11 protein-coding genes are annotated in these 21,371 nt (G+C 46.7%); 4 read left to right on the forward strand and 7 right to left on the reverse strand.

Features of this window, described 5'->3' with window-relative positions; all coding sequences use genetic code 11:
- Nucleotides 1-8: 8 nt before the first annotated feature.
- The 3 genes from sov (at nucleotide 9) to ACRD6K_RS06550 (ending at nucleotide 11,800) form a co-directional block, all read left to right on the forward strand.
- The gene (gene sov / locus ACRD6K_RS06540; RefSeq protein WP_430972589.1) at nucleotides 9-7,544 is read left to right on the forward strand and encodes a T9SS outer membrane translocon Sov/SprA; all 7,536 of its coding nucleotides are present in this window, start codon (nucleotides 9-11) and stop codon (nucleotides 7,542-7,544) included.
- Between the two features lie 128 nt (nucleotides 7,545-7,672).
- Entirely contained in the window at nucleotides 7,673-8,932 is a 1,260-nt protein-coding gene (locus ACRD6K_RS06545; RefSeq protein ID WP_430972590.1) for a peptidase U32 family protein, read from the forward strand.
- 114 nt (nucleotides 8,933-9,046) lie between these two features.
- Entirely contained in the window at nucleotides 9,047-11,800 is a 2,754-nt protein-coding gene (locus ACRD6K_RS06550; protein ID WP_430972591.1) for a hypothetical protein, read from the forward strand.
- 142 nt (nucleotides 11,801-11,942) lie between these two features.
- On the opposite strand, the gene ACRD6K_RS06555 is transcribed toward ACRD6K_RS06550, so the two are convergent.
- The 7 genes from ACRD6K_RS06555 to ACRD6K_RS06585 all read right to left on the reverse strand — a co-directional run bounded on the left by ACRD6K_RS06555 (nucleotide 11,943) and on the right by ACRD6K_RS06585 (nucleotide 19,824).
- Nucleotides 11,943-13,283: a serine hydrolase domain-containing protein gene (locus tag ACRD6K_RS06555; protein WP_430972592.1), complete on the reverse strand. Its 1,341-nt coding sequence runs from the start codon at nucleotides 13,281-13,283 to the stop codon at nucleotides 11,943-11,945.
- A gap of 151 nt (nucleotides 13,284-13,434) precedes the next feature.
- Complete coding sequence (gene queA / locus ACRD6K_RS06560; RefSeq protein ID WP_299579060.1) at nucleotides 13,435-14,484, reverse strand: tRNA preQ1(34) S-adenosylmethionine ribosyltransferase-isomerase QueA; 1,050 nt, start codon at nucleotides 14,482-14,484, stop codon at nucleotides 13,435-13,437.
- Between the two features lie 50 nt (nucleotides 14,485-14,534).
- Nucleotides 14,535-15,248 (reverse strand): tRNA pseudouridine(55) synthase TruB, encoded by a 714-nt coding sequence (truB, locus tag ACRD6K_RS06565; RefSeq protein WP_299579062.1) that lies wholly within the window; start codon nucleotides 15,246-15,248, stop codon nucleotides 14,535-14,537.
- Between the two features lie 46 nt (nucleotides 15,249-15,294).
- Complete coding sequence (locus ACRD6K_RS06570; RefSeq protein WP_430972593.1) at nucleotides 15,295-16,077, reverse strand: undecaprenyl-diphosphate phosphatase; 783 nt, start codon at nucleotides 16,075-16,077, stop codon at nucleotides 15,295-15,297.
- A 3-nt stretch (nucleotides 16,078-16,080) separates the two neighbouring features.
- Nucleotides 16,081-16,335, reverse strand: coding sequence for a DUF3098 domain-containing protein (locus ACRD6K_RS06575; RefSeq protein ID WP_430972594.1), 255 nt, complete (start codon nucleotides 16,333-16,335; stop codon nucleotides 16,081-16,083).
- A gap of 119 nt (nucleotides 16,336-16,454) precedes the next feature.
- A complete protein-coding gene (locus ACRD6K_RS06580) occupies nucleotides 16,455-17,336 on the reverse strand; it encodes a cell division protein FtsX (RefSeq protein ID WP_430972595.1) in 882 nt (293 codons plus the stop codon).
- Nucleotides 17,308-19,824: a YfhO family protein gene (locus ACRD6K_RS06585; protein WP_430972596.1), complete on the reverse strand. Its 2,517-nt coding sequence runs from the start codon at nucleotides 19,822-19,824 to the stop codon at nucleotides 17,308-17,310. Before ACRD6K_RS06585 ends, ACRD6K_RS06580 begins: the two co-directional genes overlap by 29 nt.
- Nucleotides 19,825-19,890: 66 nt before the next feature.
- Here ACRD6K_RS06585 and ACRD6K_RS06590 point away from each other — a divergent pair, with 66 nt between their 5' ends.
- A complete protein-coding gene (locus ACRD6K_RS06590; protein WP_430972597.1) occupies nucleotides 19,891-21,366 on the forward strand; it encodes a lipopolysaccharide biosynthesis protein in 1,476 nt (491 codons plus the stop codon).
- Nucleotides 21,367-21,371: the final 5 nt, after the last annotated feature.

Raw genomic sequence — 21,371 nt, forward strand, 5'->3', positions numbered from 1 at the left:
GACTGGCATTGAAAAAGAGCTTAACAAATATCCTTGCAACAGTTGTTTTTCCGGGAGTACTGTGCATGGGCTGGATATTGTCTCCACCCCCTACCAACGGACAGACAAAGACCAGCAATGCCATTATTACCGATTCGTTGGAAATTGACACAACCGGCACCCTTCCTTACCCTTTTGAGGATGAGCCGGTTTTTGAATTTCCGGACAGCAAAGACAGTTCCGAGCTCTTTTTAAGCCGCCCGTCCAACATCAACACCGAAATGGAGTATGACCCGGAAACCGGTGAGTACATTTTCTATGAGAAGATTGGGAACCTGAATTACCGGCTCCCAAAAACCATGACCCTCCAGGAGTTTGTCGATTACGACTTTAAAAATTCGATTCGCAACTACTGGCGTACCCGAGGCAACCAGCTTGACATGGAAACTCAGGGTTCGGTTATTCCCAGCCTGACTGTTGGTGGCGAAGCCTTCAACCGGATTTTTGGAGGCAACAGCATTGACATCCGTCCGCAAGGTTATGTTGAAGTAAGCTTTGGCTACCAGATGAATGCCATTGAAAACCCGGCAATTCCCGAGCGCCTACGCAAAACTCCAACCTTCGACTTCGACCAAAAGATCCAGATGAACGTCATGGGAAGCATTGGCGAAAAGATGAAAATGCGGGTCAATTACAACACCGAGGCGACTTTCGACTATGAAAACAAGATGAACATCGACTATACCGGCGATGAAGATGAAATTCTCAAAAAAGTCGAAGCCGGTAACGTGTCGCTACCCCTCAACGGATCGCTGATCACTGGCGGAACCAACCTGTTTGGGGTGAAAACCGAAATGCAGTTTGGAAAACTGAACCTGACCACCATTTTCTCTCAAAACAAAGGAGAAACGCAGGTCATTGAAACAGAAGGAGGAGCCCAAAAATCAACGTTTGAAATTGAAGTACTGGACTACGATGCCAACCGCCACTTTTTCCTGGCGCAGTACTTTCGTGATACGTATAACGAAGCCCTGGCCAAGCTACCCGTTGTCCGGTCCTCCATCACCATCAATAAAATTGAAGTCTGGGTAACCAATAAATCTAATCAAACCAATGAATCCCGGAACATACTGGCTTTTATGGACCTAGGCGAACATCAGAAAAATATTTACAACACAGTTCCCGGCTTTCAGGAAACGACAACAAGGCCCTATCCGGAAAACATTTATCCGTTTAACGAGGCCAACAACCTGTACACCGAAATTGTAACCAGCTACAGCGACATCCGCGAAGCCAACCTGATCAATAAAACCATGCAAAGCCTGGATGCCTTCAACTTTAAAGGTGGTCAGGATTTTGAGAAAGTAGAACAAGCCCGGAAGCTGAGCCCTTCGGAATATACTGTCCATGAAAACCTGGGCTACGTTTCGCTGAACTCTTCGCTAAATACGGATGAAGTTCTGATGGTAGCCTACAACTACACGGCCAACGGCAAAACTTACCAGGTGGGTGAATTCTCAACCGATGGCATTGAGGCACCGCAGACCCTTGTTATGAAGCTGTTGAAGGGCACCAACTTGTCACCCCGCTACCCGACCTGGAAGCTGATGATGAAAAACATTTACAGCCTGAATGCCTACCAGTTGTCCAAGGAAAACTTCATTCTTGATGTGCTCTACCAAAACGACTCGGGAACCGACATCAACTACCTTCCCGAAACCAACCTGGAAGGACACATCCTGCTGAATGTATTGAATGTTGACAACCTGAATACGCAGCTCGATCCGGGGTCAGATGGTGTGTTTGACTACATTGAAGGCATCACCGTTCTTTCATCCAGCGGGCGAATCATTTTCCCGGTGCTGGAGCCGTTTGGAAGCCACCTGGCCGATTCCATCTCTGACCCTGCCCTGGCTGAAAAGTATGCTTACCATTCGCTTTACGACTCGACAAAAACCTATGCCGAGCAAGATACCAAACACAACAAATTTATTCTGAAAGGAAGCTACGAAGGCTCTTCCAGCTCTGAAATTGCCTTGGAAAGAATGAACGTAGCACAAGGCTCGGTTAAAGTAACTGCCGGCGGACGCGAGCTGCAGGAGTACATCGACTACACCGTTGACTACACCCTGGGGCGCGTAAAAATCATCAATGCCGGTCTGCTGGAATCCGGAACCCCCATTCGCATCAGCACTGAAAGTGAAGACTTGTTTAGTGTACAGCGCAAAACACTGGTAGGAACCCACGCCAACTATGCCTTCTCCGACAATTTCAACCTGGGGGCAACTGTGCTGCACATGAACGAACGCCCACTGACACAAAAAGTCACCTATGGCGAAGATCCGATTTCCAACACCATCTGGGGGCTGGATGTGAACTACAATACCGAGTCTAACCTGCTGACCACGCTGGTAGACAAACTGCCTTTTATTGAAACCAAAGAACCGTCATCCATTTCCATGGAGGCAGAGTTTGCCCAGCTAGTCCCCGGGCACTCAAAGGTAATTGACAAAGAAGGAACTGTTTACATTGATGACTTTGAAGCGACCAAAACATCCATCAACCTCAAAGCACGACAGGCATGGGTGTTGGCCAGTACTCCACAAAAGCAGGAAGACCTGTTTCCCGAAGGAAACCTGAACGACGACCTGGCCTACGGATACAACCGCGCCAAACTGGCCTGGTACATCATTGACCCGCTGTTTTTGCGCAACACCTCACAAACCCCTTCGCACATCAAAGGCGACCGCAACCAACAGCGCAATCACTTTGTACGCGAGGTCTTTTTAAAAGAAATTTTTCCGGATAAAGAAACACCCACCGGAACACCCACCAACATTCCTGTGCTTGACCTGGCCTACTACCCCAACGAAAAAGGGCCTTACAACTTCGACACGGCTCCATCAGCCTACTCTGCGGGGGTTAACTCAGACGGTAAACTCAACAACCCGGAGTCGCGCTGGGCTGGAATCATGCGTAAAATTGAAACGACTGACTTTGAAGCTGCCAACATCGAATACATCGAGTTCTGGATGATGGATCCTTTCGTGTACGACAAGCAAAACGGAGTTGCAACTGAGGGAGGTGACCTGTATTTCAACCTTGGAGATATTTCGGAAGACCTGTTGAAAGATTCGCGCAAATCCTTTGAAAATGGCCTGCCTGAAACAGCCGAGCTGCAGGATGTAGACACCACTGTTTGGGGACGCGTCTCCACCAAACAATCCATCGTAAATGCTTTTGCCAATGATCCGGTTTCGCGCCAATTTCAGGATGTTGGTTTTGATGGCTTAAACGATGATGACGAACGCTCGTTTTTCCAAAGCTACCTACAGGCACTGGAAGGCATCCTGGATCAAACCGCTTTAACCGAAGCCCTGAATGACCCGGCCAGTGACAACTATCATTACTACCGCGGATCAGATTTTGATGCGGAACAGGCTAGTATTCTAACGCGGTACAAGAATTACAACGGGCCGGATGGCAACTCTCCCACCTCAGAGATGTCGCCTGAGTCGTACCCCACAACGGCCTCTACCATGCCCGATATTGAAGACATTAATAACGACAATACGCTGAACGAATACGAACGCTATTTCCAGTACCGCATCAGCATTCGCCCCGAGGACATGCAACTGGGTCAAAACTTCATTACCGATATTCGGGTGGGCCAAAGTGAAGGCCCCAGCGGAGGTGTTCAGGAAGTTAACTGGTACCAGTTTAAAGTCCCTGTCAGTGCTTTTGAAAACAAGATTGACATGGACGAATTCCGCTCCATTCGCTTCATGCGGGTATTCCTTAAAGGCTTTCAGGACACCACCATTCTGCGTTTTGCAACCATGGACCTGGTACGAGCCGACTGGCGACGGTTTACCGATGAAATTGATGAAACAAGCGTGCCTCCAAGCCCGCAAACCGAATTTGAAATATCAGCAGTCAACATTGAAGAAAACAGTCGGAGAGAACCTGTAAACTACATTCTTCCACCGGGAATCGACCGGGTGATTGACCCGGCAAACCCACAGCTGCTGCAGCTTAACGAACAGTCGTTGGTACTGAAAGTCATCGACCTGCAAATGGGAGATGTGCGGGCTGCCTACAAAACATTGGGCATGGACTTCAGGCGTTATCGTCGCCTTAAACTGGAGCTGCATGCCGAAGAAATTGATGGCTATCCGCTTAACGACGATCAGCTGCATTACTTCATCCGGTTGGGAACCGACGAAAACAACTATTACGAGTATGAAGTTCCGCTAAAACTGACCGAACCCGGCTTCTACAATGGCGACATTGAAAGCCAGCGTTACCTGGTTTGGCCCGATGAAAACCGGATTGACATTCCGCTCGACCTGTTTACCGAAGCCAAAATGGCCCGGAATGCCTTGTCTCGCCAAGCCGGAGCCTCTGTCAATATTTCCGATGTTTACGAGACTTCGCACCAGGGATGGAACAACAACAAAAATATTGTGAAGGTAAAAGGAACGCCCAACCTGGCTGAGGTAGGTGTCATCCTAATGGGAGTCCGTCATAAACAGCAGGGCAACCTCAACCCCGGCCCCAAATCGGTAGAGGTATGGGCCAATGAGCTCCGCTTAACCGACTTTGATGAAGAAGGTGGATGGGCTGCCAATGCCCGGGTTTCAGCCCGACTGGCCGACCTGGGATCCGTGGTGGTGGCCGGACGCACCCGTTCTTCCGGTTTCGGAAGCATTGATCAAACCATGAACGAGCGTGCACTGGACGACCTGGTGGAATACGACATTTCATCCAACTTTGAGCTGGGCAAGTTTTTCCCGGAAAAGGCCAAAGTTCGCATTCCGCTGTATGTGGGAGTTTCCAAAAGCATCAGCAATCCCAAATACAATCCGCTGGATCCGGATATTGAAATGAAGGATGCTGTCGATCAGCTTGATTCCCGGTCGGAACGCGACTCGCTGAAACAGATCGCTCAGGACTATGTCAGCCGCAAGAGCATTAACTTCACGAACGTGAAGGTTGACAAAATGAGTAAGTCCGGCAAACCACGCCTGTATGATCCGACCAACTTCTCGGTAACCTATGCTTACAACGAGATGAAGAAACGGAACGTGAATACCGAATACAGCCTGGAAAAAAACTACCGGGGGATGTTTAGCTACAATTTCAACAATCGTCCGAAGTTGGTGGAGCCTTTCAAAAAAGTAAATTTCCTGAAAGGGAGAGCCCTTCAGCTGGTTCGGGATTTTAACTTCTACCCCATGCCTACCCAGTTGTCGTACCGCACGGACCTTTACCGGCATTACAAAGAAGTGCAGGCCCGTAACCTGACCAATCCGAATATGATTATTCCCCGCACCTTCGACAAGGAATTTCTTTGGAACAGGTACTTCGACCTGAACTTCAACCTGACCCGGTCGCTGAAACTGGATTTCTCCTCGCAGGGAACCGCCCGCATTGATGAGCCGGCCGGGCGCATTAACCGGCGCGATGATGATTATGAGTTAAAACGAGACTCCATCATCACCAACCTGCTCAACCTGGGACGCCCCATTTTATACCATCATACGTTTAACGCTTCGTATGTGGCACCGCTCAACAAAATTCCATTCCTGAACTGGGTAAGCGCAACCGGACGCTACCAGGCGCAGTACGACTGGTATGCGGGCCCCATTACCGACGAGTCGACCCGACTGGGGAATACGGCCGAAAATGCCCGGGTGGCCCAGCTGAACGGACAGGTAAACATGCTTAACCTGTACAACAAAGTGTCGTTTCTGAAAGAAGTGAACCAGAAGTTTGGTTCCAACACCCGCTCGGCACGAAGCTCGCGCAGCCGCGCTCAGGCCGCAACGCGCTCCAGAGGCAAGCAGGAAGATCCAAGATACAAGATTGTTACCTACGAAAGTGCCCGCACCAACCTGAAAGCCAACACGGCCAAGGTAATTAACCACAAGCTGAAAACAGAAGATGTACAGGTTACTTTGGTCAACCCCACAGGAGGCCAGGTAGAAGGAGAAGTGGTGGTGGTTAACGAAAATCGGGTGACCGTAACCGTTCCGGAAAACACCAGTCAGGTGATGGTTCGCGTAAGCGGAAAACGGGAAGTCGGCGATGGCGTGATGCTGAAAATAGCGCAATACACAGCGCGCACACTCATGAGTGTTAAGAATATTTCGGTCTCGTACTCCAGTTCCGATGGAACCATTATGCCAGGATTCCTGCCCGAGCCCGCCTTCTTTGGTGCCGGTAATTACACGCCCGACCCGGTAACCTTTGGCAACATTGGCAGCAGCAATGCGCCCGGATTCCCTTTCCTTTTTGGCTGGCAGGATGATGATTTTGCCCGCAAAGCCATCAGCAAAGGCTGGTACACCAATGATACCACCCTGAATGCGCCGTACCGGATGAACCACAACGAAACCTTCAGCATTCGTGCCAACGTGGAGCCTATTCCCTTTCTGCGCATCGACCTGACGGCCAACCGTTCGTATTCAGAAAACATGCAGGAATACTATTCCTACGACCATACATCCGGAAGTTTCAGTTCCAACAGCAGAACCCTGCAAGGCAACTTCTCCATGTCCATCAACACCTGGAGTACTGCTTTCAGCAAAATTGGCGAAGCCGAAATTCAGGAATCAGCTCCTTTTCAGGAAATGATGGACTACCGCCGAACCATTGCCTGGCGTTTGGCCGGTCAGCGCATTGCCAACCCGGCTGTGGGCTACAGCCCCGAGGCGCCGCATTCCATTGCCGAAGGCTATCCGGCGGGCTACGGACCTACCTCGCAGCAGGTATTGATTCCGGCTTTTATTGCCGCCTACACTGGTCAGGATCCGAGCAAAGTGTCACTCGATCCGTTCCCTTCCATCAAACACATGCGCCCCAACTGGCGGGTGACCTATGATGGCCTAGTGACCAAAATTGAAGGCTTGAATAAAGTGCTCAAAACACTCAACATCAACCATGCTTACCGCTCCAGCTACAATGTGGGTTCATTCATTACCAACCTGAGCTATAATGACCAGGCGTACAATGATGGCTTTAGCTATGTGTTGAACGAATTGAGCGGCAATTTCATTGGCCGATACGACATTAACGTGGTGAGCATCAACGAACAGTTCAGCCCGCTGATTAACATGGATGTTACCTGGCTGAATGATATGACTACCCGTGCCGAAGTGAGCCGGAGCCGCAACCTGGCGCTTAACTTTGCCAACAACCAGCTCACCGAAGTGCTGACCAACGAGTACACCTTTGGACTGGGCTACCGGTTCGAGCGCATGGACTTAATCATCAAAACCAAGCGTTCGCAAAAGGCCTATTCCAACGACCTAAATATCCGGGCCGACGTGTCGTTCCGCAAAAACAAAACCCTGATTCGCAAACTGGTAGAGGCAACCAACCAGCTAACAGCCGGACAAAACGCCATTACCATTAAAACCACCGCCGACTACATGCTCAGCGACCGGTTCCAAATGCGCGTCTATTTCGACAAGGTCATCAACAAGCCCTTTACCTCCTTGTCATTCCCAACCTCCAACACCAACTTTGGGCTGAGCTTCCGCTTCACCTTGGCGCAGTAGGGGAAAGTCAGAAAGGCTCATGGGAAGAGTGATTACATGGTCATTCAATAATTTCAGGCACTCACTTGAATCCCCTGCTTCTGAAGTATATTTTTAGTACTTTTGCCCCCATCAATTAAACAACCGGGATGGAAAGAAGAGATATAGAAATTATGGCGCCGGTAGGTTCCTACGAATCATTGGCCGCAGCCATTCAGGGAGGAGCTGGATCGGTTTATTTTGGGGTTGAAAAACTCAACATGCGTTCCCGTTCATCCAACAACTTCACCTTGGAAGACCTCAGGAAGATTGTGGACATCGCCACCAAGCATGGGGTTAAGACTTACCTTACGGTCAACATCATTGTGTTTGACAATGAGCTGGACAAGCTGCACGAAATTATTGATGCCGCCAAGGAAGCTGGCATTACCGCCATCATTGCCAGCGACATTGCCGCCATTGCCTATGCCCACAGCGTAGGAGTAGAGGTGCACATTTCAACCCAGGTGAACATCACCAACATTGAAGCGGTAAAGTTTTACGCGCAATATGCCGATGTGGTGGTGCTGGCACGTGAGATGAACCTCGGACGTGTTTGGGAAATCAGCAAACAAATAAAAGAACAAAACATCACCGGACCGGCAGGTAAACTCATTCAAATTGAAATGTTTGTCCACGGAGCCCTGTGCATGGCTGTTTCAGGCAAATGTTACCTAAGCCTGCAGGAGATGAATTCATCGGCCAACCGTGGAAGCTGCATGCAAACCTGTCGCCGGGCCTACACCGTAACCGACAAGGAAACCGGTGCCGAACTTGAGGTTGACAATGAATACATCATGTCGCCCAAAGACTTAAAAACCATTCACTTTCTAAATAAATTGCTCGATGCCGGCGTTTCGGTCCTGAAGATTGAAGGGCGGGCACGTTCTCCCGAATATGTTAAAACAGTGGTGGAATGCTACCGCGAGGCTGTTGACGCCTACTTCAACAACGAATTTACCGATGAGAAGATCAGCGCATGGGACGAACGCCTGAAAACGGTTTTCAACCGTGGTTTCTGGGATGGCTACTACCTGGGGCAACGCCTGGGCGAGTGGAGCAAGAACTACGGTTCGGTGGCCACCAAGCGTAAATTGTATTTAGGCAAGGGCATGAACTATTTCTCCAAACTGGGTGTGGCCGAATTTAAAATGGAAGCCGGCAAACTTCAGGTGGGCGATGAAATTCTGATTACCGGCCAAACCACCGGCGTGGTAGAAGCTACCGTGGAAGAAATACGTGTTGATTTAAAACCTGTTGAAGAAACCAAACGAGGCGAGCGGTTCTCCATTAAGCTGGGTCAAACCATTCGTCGTTCCGATAAATTATACAAAATAGTTCCAGCCAGTGAAGTTCATCAGCGAAAATAAAACCGCCCGGGCAACGAAATTAAGAATGACTGGTTAATAAGTCATCCGAAATTCAAGGCCAAAATATTTCGCCGCTGCCTGACTTTCTTGTTATTTTTGATAAAAAATCAGATTATGCGCAAGCTCATCATACCGATTCTGCTCATTTTTGTCTTGATAGCTGCTGCTGCCTTCTTTTTGATGGAGGAGCAGTCGAAGAGCTACGACAACAACTCTTCTTTTCGTGCTATCCCGGTTAAAACGCCCTTGATTGTTGAGATTCCAGAACTGGATGCTTTGCTTGATAAAATGGATTCGCAAAACCCTTTAGTTGCCGAGCTGCAACAGGTTAGCGAATTGGAGACCTTTTTTGCAGATGTTAAGGTGTTGAAGAGCCAGTTTGAATCCAGTGCTCCTTTTCGTAAAGTTTTGGCCGACAAGTCGGTGTTGGTGGCTTTTAATGCGGAAGGAAAGAACAATGTTGGTTGCCTGTTTGTGGCCAGCTTAAACGACCGCAAAGAGAAAGCCACGATCCTGAATTACTTCAACAACCTGCCAGCTGCTCAAAACGGAAAGATCAGCTCGCGCGAATACGATGAGGAGGAAATTTACCAGCTGAAAAACGGCGGAACAACCTTCAGCTTTGCTTTTAAAGACGGGGTGATGCTGTTTAGCCGTTATGCCCTGTTTGTGGAAGAAGCCATCCGGCAAATGACGGTGGAAAACCTGACCAACAACCAACAGCTGCAAGACTTGTACGCTACAGTCAGCTCCAACTCAGACTTTAACCTGTACATTCAGCATGATCGTTTTCCCGGTTTAGTTTCCGGCCTGGTGCCACGCGACTTCCGCAAACAACTGAACCTGTTTGGCAGTTTTTCCGACTGGACCGAGCTGGACGTAAACATCAAAAATACCAACCTGTTGCTGAACGGCTTCAGCTTTTCCAACCCGAACAACCACAACTACTTGTCGGTATTTCGCGGCCAAAAGCCCATTCGAACAGACATTACCAAAGCCCTTTCGGCCAACACCAGCCTGTTCATCAATCTGGCCCTTGACGACCTGAGTACATTTTACAGCAACTACGAAGAATACCTCAAAAAACAAGGTCTGTTCTATGCCCGCGAAACCCAGCTAAAAAAGCTTGAACGCTACAGCAAAGTTCCTTTCCAAACCTTGTTTACCGAGATTGCCAAAAATGAATTTGCGCTGGCCTTTGGAACAGTTACTCAGAACGATCCGGCCAACAATCGCTTTTTTATTGCCGAGGTAAAAGGACAGTCGCTAGCCCGTGAAAAACTGCTTCCGGTGCTCGAGAATTATGCCAAAGCCAACAAAACCAGCTTGCAGGAAATGCAAAGCCAGTATGAAATTCAAAACGCAAGTTCCTTTACAATTTACGAGTTTCCGTTTGCCAACCTGCCGGAACTCCTTTTTGGCGAAGTTTTTTCAGGCACCGAAAGCCGCTTCCTGAGCTTCTACGACAACTACCTGATTTTTGCCGACAACAGCGCCGCGTTGAAACATTATCTTCACAATCTGGTGCTTTCTGAGACACTTCAAAATGATATCCAATTTCAGAAATTTAGCGAGCAGCTGGCCAGCCGTTCTACGCTGAACAGCTACCTCAATTTCTCAAAAGCCTTTTACCTGGGGAATTACTATTTGAACGAAAAGCCCGCGCAATTGCTGAACACAAACGAACAATCTATCCGGAAGTTTCACGCACTAAGCTGGCAGCTCTCCGAAAACTCGGGCCAATTCCTGAATAACCTGTACTTGAAATATGACCCAGTTCTGAAAGAGGAACCGCAAACCGTGTGGCAAAGCAAACTGGATTCCACCGTAGCCATTAAACCTCAGCTGGTGACCAACCACAACGATCAGGCCAACAAAGAAGTCATTATTCAAGACAACAAACATCAGCTTTGTCTGATTAACAAAGAAGGCGTAAGCCTTTGGAAAGTGCAACTTCCGGGGAAGATAATGAGTGAGATTTATCAGATAGACTACTACAAAAACGGGAAGCTCCAATACTTATTCAATACCAAAGATAAATTGCACATCATTGACCGGGAAGGCAATAATGTGGCACGCTATCCCATCAACTTCCGATCTCCAGCCTCCAATGGGGTTGCTCTTTTCGACTATGATAACAACCGCAACTACCGGTTCTTCATTGCTTGCGAAAATAAACAGGTTTATGCATACAACCATGAAGGAAAACTGGTCAAAGGCTGGGGTTTTACAGGAACTGACGGCCCCGTGACCACTCCTGTCAAACACTTCCGTGTAGGTGGCAAGGATTATTTGGTTTGCGCCGACCAGTACAAAACCTATATTTTGGACCGGCGAGGCAACACACGGGTGAAAACCAGCAACAACTTTGAACATTCCGCAAACGACCTTTACCTGATACAAGCCCGGCAGGCAGCCATTGCCACAACGGATATTAACGGGCAGGTTCATTTAGAATACTTCGATGGCACTCACGAGGTAATTAAGACCCAGAAGTTCGGCAAAAACCATTTCTTTGAAGCCGCCGACCTGAATGCCGACGGAAAAACAGACTTTATTTTTGCTGACGATAATGAGCTGTGGGCTTTTAACCACCAAGGAAAGAAGATCTTTGAACGAGAGTTTAACAGCAAAATATCGAGCAAACCCAACTATTACACCTTTGCCAATGACGACCGTAAAATCGGTGTTGTTTGCCGGGCCGAGAACCGGGTTTATCTGGTAAACGCCGATGGCAGCCTGTATGATGGGTTCCCCCTACATGGTAATACCGATTTTACCATTGGCTATTTCAATCGCGGTAATTCGTATTTCAACCTGGTAGTGGGTAACGAAGACAACAGCTTTTACAATTACCAGGTAGAATAAGCTCGGCACAATATGGAATAGCTGCACACTCCCCTTCAATGCTGGCTAATTCTTAATCACGCAGAAGATATTGCAAAAATGCCTGCATGCTATTTCAAAGCATGCAGGCATTTTTGCAATTTATCTATTTGTGAAGCCGATCTTATTCCAAACTCTCCAACACGCCTTTTAACAATTGATTCAAGTCGAACTCACCTTTCTTGGAGTAGCCCGTGCGAATCACAACCAACTCTTTGGAAGGAATCATGCAGATAAACTGGCCATCGTGCCCCCGGCACAAAAACAAATCACGCGGCGCATCGGGAAATTCACCCGACTGATTGAGCCAGAAAGAGGAGCCATAACGTCCGCCCGACCCCTTGGCTACATCGGTAGTATAATCCACCCAGCCTTCAGGCAGGAGTTGCTGTCCGAGCCATTTTCCATCGTTTAAATACAGCAACCCAAAGCGGGCATAATCGCGCATGGTGGCGTACACGTACGACGAGCCAACAAACGTTCCCGAGGCATCTACTTCAAATACGGCACTGGTCATCCCCAACGGATTGAAAAGCCGCTGACGTGGAAAGGCAAAATAGTCTTCTTCACGGGAAAAAGACTTGCGAAACTCACGACACACCAAGTTGGTTGATCCGGAGGAATACTCCCAAACGGAATCAGCCTGAAACTCGTAAGCTTTCTCTTGCGCATATAGGCCCATATCGCCAACCTTGTGCAACATAACGGTTACATCTGAAAGACCACCATACCCTTCATTCCAGGCCAGACCACTATTCATTTGCAGCAGGTTATTCAGGGTAATTGCCTTTCGCCCGTCGGCTTGCCACGCTTCTACCGGCAAAGGTTGATGAATAGCCAACGCACCATCTTTAACCCGAAGTCCAACCAACGTATTGGTCATACTTTTGGCCATGGACCAGCTCAAAAAACGGGTATTGGCTGAGAAGTCATCCCGATAGGCTTCAGCAACCACTTGCCCTTTATAAACTACCATCACGGCAAAACTCCCCTTAAAAGGTAAGGAATCCGACATGGCCTGCTCAACCACCTGATTCATTCTGTCCGGTTTCAGGCCTTCCGGAAGGCTGTCAGGCATCAAATCTCCAATGGGCCAAGGCAGAGTATCCGGTCGGGCAGGAAGAGGCTCTAAAGCTTTATATGAGCGATTTTTAATTTCTTCTTCTGAAAAATCTTCCACCAAAGTACATCCATAACCATCCACATAAATTGCTTTCGATTTGCACCACAACAAGCGACTAACCACCTCACGATTCTCAAAATCAACCGTACTGTTGGTATAGGCAATGATCGAAAAGTTCAGGTCCTCTGCCTCCAGTGCTTCCTGGCTTCGTCCGGAAAGGAAAATACCTGAAGCCAGGTTTTTAGCAGCATAGCCTGTGGCAACAGGCAGTAACAAGTTCAAAAAGTATCCGGCAGCAAGAAGGATGACTACCAATAGGGTCAGCAGAATTCGTTTTTTCATAATCCGCAATTTTCATTTAAAAGTCAGGATGGTAATGGTTTTCAAGGTACAAAAATATTGACTACAGGGAAATACCACAATCCGAGGCCTAAAAAACAAAAGGCCGTCAATTACTTGACAGCCTTTCGGGAAATATTTTATGTCTGATCGTTTACAGAATCAACATGGCATCGCCATACGTTCCGAAGCGATAACCTTCCTTGATTGCTTTTTGGTAAGCTTCCATCACAAAATCATAGCCTCCAAAGGCAGCCACCATCATCAACAAGGTTGACATAGGCAGATGAAAGTTAGTAATCATCCGGTTAGCTACACTAAATTCGTAGGGAGGGAAGATAAATTTATTGGTCCATCCTTCAAAAGGTTTTAAATGCCCTTGCGTAGAAACCGAACTTTCCAATGTCCGCATCACGGTAGTTCCCACCGCACATACATTCCGCTTGTTCATTTTGGCATCATTCACCACATCACAAGCTTCTTCCCGAATCCAGATTTGCTCTGAATCCATTTTATGCTTGGTCAAATCCTCTACGTCAACACTTCGGAAGTTTCCTAAGCCAACATGCAAAGTCACATAGCTAAAGTCAACGCCAATAATCTCCAAACGTTTCAGCAATTCGCGACTAAAGTGCAGCCCGGCTGTAGGCGCAGCAACCGCACCTTCGTGCTTGGCGAAAATCGTCTGGTAACGCTCTTTATCTTCCGCTTCAACTGGACGTTGAATAAATTTCGGAAGCGGCGTTTCTCCCAGGCTGTAAAGTGTTTTTTTGAATTCATCGTAAGGCCCGTCAAACAGGAAACGTAAAGTACGCCCACGAGAAGTCGTGTTGTCAATTACCTCGGCTACCAGCATATCGTCTTCGCCAAAGTACAATTTATTACCAATCCGGATTTTGCGAGCCGGATCAACCAATACATCCCAAAGCCGTTGTTCACGGTTCAGCTCCCGAAGTAAGAATACTTCAATCTCAGCACCGGTTTTCTCCTTGTTTCCATATAAACGCGCCGGAAAAACCTTGGTGTCATTGAATACCATGACATCTTTGTCGTCAAAATATTCCGTAATATCTTTAAATAACTTGTGCTCAATCTTACGAGTATCACGATGTAAAACCATCAGTTTCGACTCGTCTCGATTGTCAGACGGATGCAAGGCAATCTGTTCTTCAGGCAGTTTATACTTGAACTTAGATAACTTCATAGATGAATAATTTATGCGATAATTCAGAACCCCCTTTTACGGGGCAATCTTCAATTAGTTACAAATTTGTCAATATTTTTTAGGAAGTCGTCCACCGAGAAGGCATCTTCCAGCTTGAAATCGCCAATTTTCGTGCGTTTCAAACCAACAAGGTAAGCCCCGCTATTCAACGCTTTCCCAATGTCACGGGCCAATGATCGAATGTAGGTTCCTTTACTGCATACGACCCGTATTTCCAACTTGTTATTTGAAAAATCCAAAACTTCCAGCTCCCGGATGTGAATTGTTCGTGACCGCATTTTTACCTCTTCGCCTTTTCGGGCATGTGTATAAGCCCGTTGTCCATCAATTTTCACGGCACTAAACACCGGCGGCACCTGCTCCACATCGCCAACAAAGTGCTCGATGATCGAATCAATCAGCTCTTTGGTGATATGACTGGTTTCAAACTGGGCATCTTCTTCGGTTTCCAAATCAAACGAAGGCGTAGTTGCGCCCAGTTTTAACGTGGCCAGATACTCTTTTTCTCCAGCCTGAAAAGTTTCAATTTGCTTGGTGGCTTTTCCGGTACACAGAATCATGAGTCCGGTTGCCTTCGGATCCAATGTTCCTGCATGCCCTACCTTTAACTTTTTAATTTTCAAGGCACGGCAAAGGTTGTTACGAACTTTCTGCACCAAATCAAACGAAGTCCAATCCAGGGCTTTATCAAAAAGCAATACTTCACCTTTGATGAAGTCAAAATTTTTGGGTTGCTCCCCCATTGACAAAAGATTTAGTTTGTTTTTTCCGATCTTGGAAGTCTGTTTTTCAGCCCGCAAAGATAGCAATTAACCCGATAACCAGACAATAAGCCGCGAAATAAATCAATTTGCCTTGTTTTACAATTTTAATCATCCACTTGCATGCCAGCAAACCGGAGATAAAAGCAGCCACAAAACCAACGGCTAAGGGCAAAGCTCCAACCTCGCCAGGTTCTGTTGAAGAATGTGAAAACAGATCAATACAATTGGCACTAATAATAGGTATAAGCACCATTAGAAAGGAAAAACGGGCCATGTCCTCTTTTTTCTTGCCAAGCAACAAACCCACCGCAATGGTCGATCCGCTTCTAGAAATGCCCGGCATAACAGCCATCGCCTGAGAAACACCAATAATTAGGGAATCGAGCCAGCCGATTGGCTTGCCCTTCGATTTTGCAAAATACGTAAACGCGAGTAAGCTGGCAGTTGCAATCAGCATGCTCCCCACAAACACAAGGTTACCCGTAAAAAGTTCTTCGATTTGGGTACGAAAAAAAAGGCCCAGAACAGCCACCGGAACTGCCGATAAAAAGAGCATCAGAATATAACGGGTTTCGTCATTCCACTGAAAGGCAAACAATCCCTTACAAAGAGCCTGAATATCTTTGCGAAAAACGACCAAAGTGCTCAAAACCGTGGCTCCGTGAACCACTACCGCAAATAACAGGTTGTTATGACCTTTTACCCCTAATAAATGATGACCAATTTCCAGATGTCCACTTGAACTAACGGGCAAAAATTCGGTCAATCCTTGAATAATACCCAATAAAAAAGCCTGAAAAACATTCATTGATTAATTTCCCGTTTTGGATCGTTTCATTATGGCATAGATCTCAAATAGGAAACCAAACAAGACGATGAGTGGTGCCAGGGTAATTCTTCTGAAACTGAAAATTTCAGGATTGAATACCGAAGGATCGTCACTTTTACCACCAACCATTAAGATAAAACCGATAACAATGATGGCGAAGCCAATCAAAAGCAATTTATAATTTTCTTTCCCCAAGGCGAAAGTCTGATTTTGTATTTCCTTTTTTTCCTTTAACATAGGTCCTTATTTTTTCCTTTTGCGAAAGTAAAAATTCTATTTCTAATAATCGGTCTGCAACCTCACTTTATTGTTTAAGAAGTTAACAAATACCATTTTTTCTAATAGCCACAGACAACTTAAGTGTAAAAAAGTTCATCGTAACGGATGCGAAGGTACTTATTTACTGAAAAATAAGTGGACAGCCACGAAATAAGCACCCCAAAACCCAACACAATCAAAAACACTATGGCTAAGGTATCGAGCTGCTGGGAATCCAGTATACCTTCGAAATCCTGCCGGTAGGAAAACACCAAACCAACAATACTCAGGTTAGCGAGCAACGCCCCCAAAACGCCGTAAAAAACATTTTTCAGAATAAAGGGGCGGCGGATAAACGAGCGGGTAGCTCCCACCAATTTCATAGTGTGGATAATGAAACGTTGTGAATAAATAGCTATTCGGATGGTGTTGTTGATTAAGGTAGAGAAAATAAACAACAGCAAAACAGAAAATACCAACAAGAAAAAGCTGATACGCTTTACATTTTCATTGATAATTCGCACCAAATCGCGCTGGTAATACACTTCTTTAACCTGAGGGTAAGCCAGAAAATTATTCTCCAGAATAGACAAACTATCCTGCTGCATGTAAGCGGCATGCAATTTCACATCAACGGACGAAAACAACGGGTTGAAGCCTAAAAAGCCGACAAAGTCTTCGCCCAGCTCTTGGGTCAGTTGCTCAGCGGCCTCTTCTTTATCAACGTATTTTGTCGCTTTCACATAACTGGTCGCACTCAGTATTTTCTGAAGTCGTAAAATCTCCGCTTCACGCACATCATCATTCAGCACCAAGGTAAAACCAACATGCTCGCGCACATAATCCGACAAACGTTCGGCATTTAAAATGAGCAAGGACAACATACCCACCAGGAACAGCACCAGGGTAATGCTAATTGTCGAAGTAAGATAAGATTTGACTAAGCGGCGCTTAAGCCTCGCCGGACGTTTCTTCTTCATTTTTGGTCTTCTTTTTAATTTCTACAAAGCCAACTGCCAACAAGGCCAAAATAAGAATCAATGAGCTTGCCAGTGATATTCTGTTTCCAATAACATAAGACTGCGGTTCAAACTTAAACTCAATTTCATGAATACCTTGAGGAACAGGCATAGCCCGCAACACATAATTGGCCCGTACGTGCTCTACCAACTGACCATCAAGGTAGGCGTTCCATCCTTTAGGATAGTAAATTTCAGAAAACACCGCCAAGGGCGTTCCCTCGCCAACTGTAGCTTCATACTTCAGGTAATTCGGTTGGTACTCCTTCAACTCAATAACCGGCTGATTGCCGGGGCTGAAACTCACGAGGCTAATTGCATCGGAGAAGCGCTCATCAACGATGGCCTCAGCTGTGGGATCAAAACCTTCAAGTGCAGCTATTTCCTCATCCGCATTTTGCACCAGCTTGATGTCCTTTACAAACCACGCATTGCCTAAAGCCTGCGAGTTGAACAAAGGAGCTGCCTTTGGATTGTAAATCACATACTTTGTATTGAGCATATTGAGTACACCAAGTCCGTCAAACACAGCGTCCATATCAGCCTGCGTGGACACTTGCTGCAAGCGCGATCCAAGAGTCTGTATTTCCGGAGATATCTCAAATTCAATCAATTCCTGATAACGCTTCATTTTGGCCCCGTGATAACCTCCAATAGAATGATGGAAATACGAAGTAGAAGCATCGTTAAACGGACTAACTGAAAGGTTCAGCACCCGGTATTCCAGGCTTTTGTCTTTCAGAATTTCCTGATCAGCTACGCTTGGCGTAAACGGAACTTCAGCTTTACGGGCAGCAACAAAATCGTCGTTGTTCAGATAACGTTTATTCACCGGCCACAGGTCAACAAAAATCAACAAGGCCCAGATTAATAAGGCATAGGTCGCTTTAATTTTCTGTTTGAGGTACAGCCAAATTACACCGGCTGCAATGCTAACAAAAAGAAAGGTTTTAAAAGCATCGGTGCGCAACACCATTCGCCGGTCGGCACGCAAAGCTTCCATCAGTTGCTCAGGCCAGCCTGCCTGCACCAACCGAAGATCTGAAGGCGTACGGAAATCGCCCGCTAACCCGGGCAGTACCGCAAACACCAAAGCCAAACCTCCCACAATAAACCAACTATATTTTAGCTTATTCAGTAATTCCTTTTGATTTTCACGATTCAGGTAAATCTCCTTCACCGCCAGAACTCCCATCAAAGCCATTGCAAATTGCTGGATGACAATGATGTTTTTAACATCGCGAAACTTGTTGTAGAACGGGAAATAGTCCACCATAAAATGACTGAGGAAACCCAAATTTTTCCCCAGCGACAACAGGAAGGAAACGACCACCACGGCAACAATCCACCATTTATCTTTTCCTTTCAGCACAAACAAGCCCAGCACAAACAAGAAACAAAGAACGGCGCCATAGTAAAACGGAGCACTGGAAATGGGCTGAGTGCCCCAATACAAAGGCAGGTTTTGGCTGATTTGACGGGCTTGCGCTTTCCCCTGATTTTTGGCAAAGAACTGGTAAACTTCCGATTCTTCGCCCAGCGGCTCAGCCATTCCACCCCCTTTAAACCGCGGAATAAAAGCGGTCATCGCTTCTCCTAAGTCATAGCTATAATCCAGAATATAACTCTTATCAAGTCCCGAAGTCTGGTTGTCGTCCTGCGGTGTTAGCTCCGACTCTCCACGCATGGAGTATTTCCCATATTCGTAGGTGGTAGACAAACGCGAAAAGTTGGTTCCAACAGCCAACAGTGCTGCAACAACAAGCAGGGCCGAGGCTTTCAGAAAAGCGGGCAATGTTTTTTCTTTAATGGCGGCAACCAGATAAGTCAAGCCAATAATGATTACCATTATTCCGGCATAATAGGTCATTTGAGGATGATTGGCACTCAGCATCCACGACAGGGAAAAAGCGGCCAACAGACTTCCCCAGAAAGCGTTTCGCTTATAGGCCAGCAAGACGCCTCCAACCACCAACGCCATATAGGTGAGGGTATGAGCCTTGGTCATGTGTCCCGAGTCGATAATGACAAAGAAGAACGAAAACATGCCGTAAGCAATGGCACCTACTGCACTTACCCAAAGGTTTACCTTCAAAAGCAGCGTCAGGACAAAGAACAAGCTAAACATCAAAATCAGGTAGCGTGCCGGACGTGGGATGATATCAATCGCACTTTGCACCTTCGCAATTAAGTTTCCGGGATATTTGGTAGATAGCAGAAAAGAGGGCATTCCTCCAAACATACTGTTGGTCCAAAGCGCTTCCTCGCCTGTTTCTGCCCGATAGTCGCTCAGCTCCTTGGCACCCCCTCTAAAAGTGCTTAAGTCATGCGCATCAAGCTGCTTCCCTTCAAGCTGGGGTGAGAAATAAGTAAACGAGATTAAAATAAAAAGGAGGATAATTCCAAAACCAATGAAAATATTGCGATTGGCTTTTATCTTTGTCATCATGAATTCAAGCTTATTTGGTTTCAAATTGAAACAAAAGTAAGGAAATAATTACTGAATCCGGCACGAATGGGCATTATCATAAAACAATCCATCAAGGGGAGTATCTGGTCGTATTTAGGCGTTGCCATTGGGTTTGTAACCACTACCTACCTGTACACCGAATACCTTACCACTGAACTTGTTGGGCTTTTCGGACTGCTGGCAGCCTACGCAGCCCTGACCGGCCAATTCTTCCTTCTGGGCTTTCAAGGTGTAACTTCGCGGCTGTTTCCGTATTTCCGAAATCCAGGCACCGGACACAACGGTTTTCTTTTTCTGGGCTCGCTGGTATTTATTCTCGGATTCGCCCTATTCTTAGCAACCTATTATTCATTTAAGCCCTTGCTTATTGAAAGTAACCTGGAAAAATCGACCCTTTTTGCCAACTACGTTCACCTGCTTATTCCGCTTACCTTTTTCTCCATGGCCTTTGTATTCCTGGATGCCTACAACCGAATGCTTTACGATGCGGTCACCGGTACATTTTTGCAAGAGTTCATACAGCGGCTATTGTTGTTCATCATCGTTGTTCTGTATGCAGTCGGCCTCATCAGTCTCAATACCTTGATTTGGTTATACACGGCTGCCGTTTGTGCAAAAGGCCTGCTTCTCTTGCTGTTTTTATGGCGAAAAGGAGAAATCCATATCCAGTCCCGACCTCAGCGCATTACCCCGGAATTAAAAAAAGAAATCAGAAGTGTTGCCTTTTACAGCATCCTTGCCAGCCTGGGAGGCATTTTCGTTTTCAACATCGACAAAATTGCCGTCAACCAACTACTTGATTTATCCAACACCGGCGTGTACACCATTGCCTTCTACTTCGGAACCCTGGTCGTGATCCCCTCCCGCCCCTTGCTCAAAATATCGGGCACCCTGATTGCTGATGCCTGGCAACGCAACGACCTGGCTCAGATCAAGGATATTTATTACAAAAGCTGCATTAACCAACTGATTATTGGCGGCTTCCTCTTTCTGGGCATTTGGGCTAACATCGATAACATTCTGACCATTTTGGGTGACGACTACATCCAATCCAAGTGGGTCATCTTTTTTATTGGACTCGGTTATTTGTTCGATATGCTTACTGGTGCCAATGCCCAAGTGATTGCCTATTCGAAATACTACCGGGTAGCCTTGGTATTTATTGTCATTCTGATACTGCTGGTTATTACCCTGCTCTATCTTTTAATTCCAGTTTGGGGCATTACCGGTGCTGGTATTGCGGTAGCTGCAGCCTTGTTTGCCAATAACCTCATGCGATTTATCTTCCTGTACCAAAAATACAAACTGCAGCCCTTCAACATTCATTTTCTGTTTGTTGCTGCCTTCTTCACCGGCCTCTATTTTCTGACAAGCCTGATTCCACAGCAAGCGCTTGTTTTGGATTTGGTTTTGCGAGGAGGTATAATTACACTGATCACAGGAGCTTTTATCTTTCTGGTTCCGGTATCACCCGATCTTCGGAATTTGGCTCAAAAACTTTTGAAAATGGTGATTGGCTAATCTCA

It is taken from the genome of Sunxiuqinia rutila, assembly GCF_050589705.1.
GTDB lineage: Bacteria > Bacteroidota > Bacteroidia > Bacteroidales > Prolixibacteraceae > Sunxiuqinia > Sunxiuqinia rutila.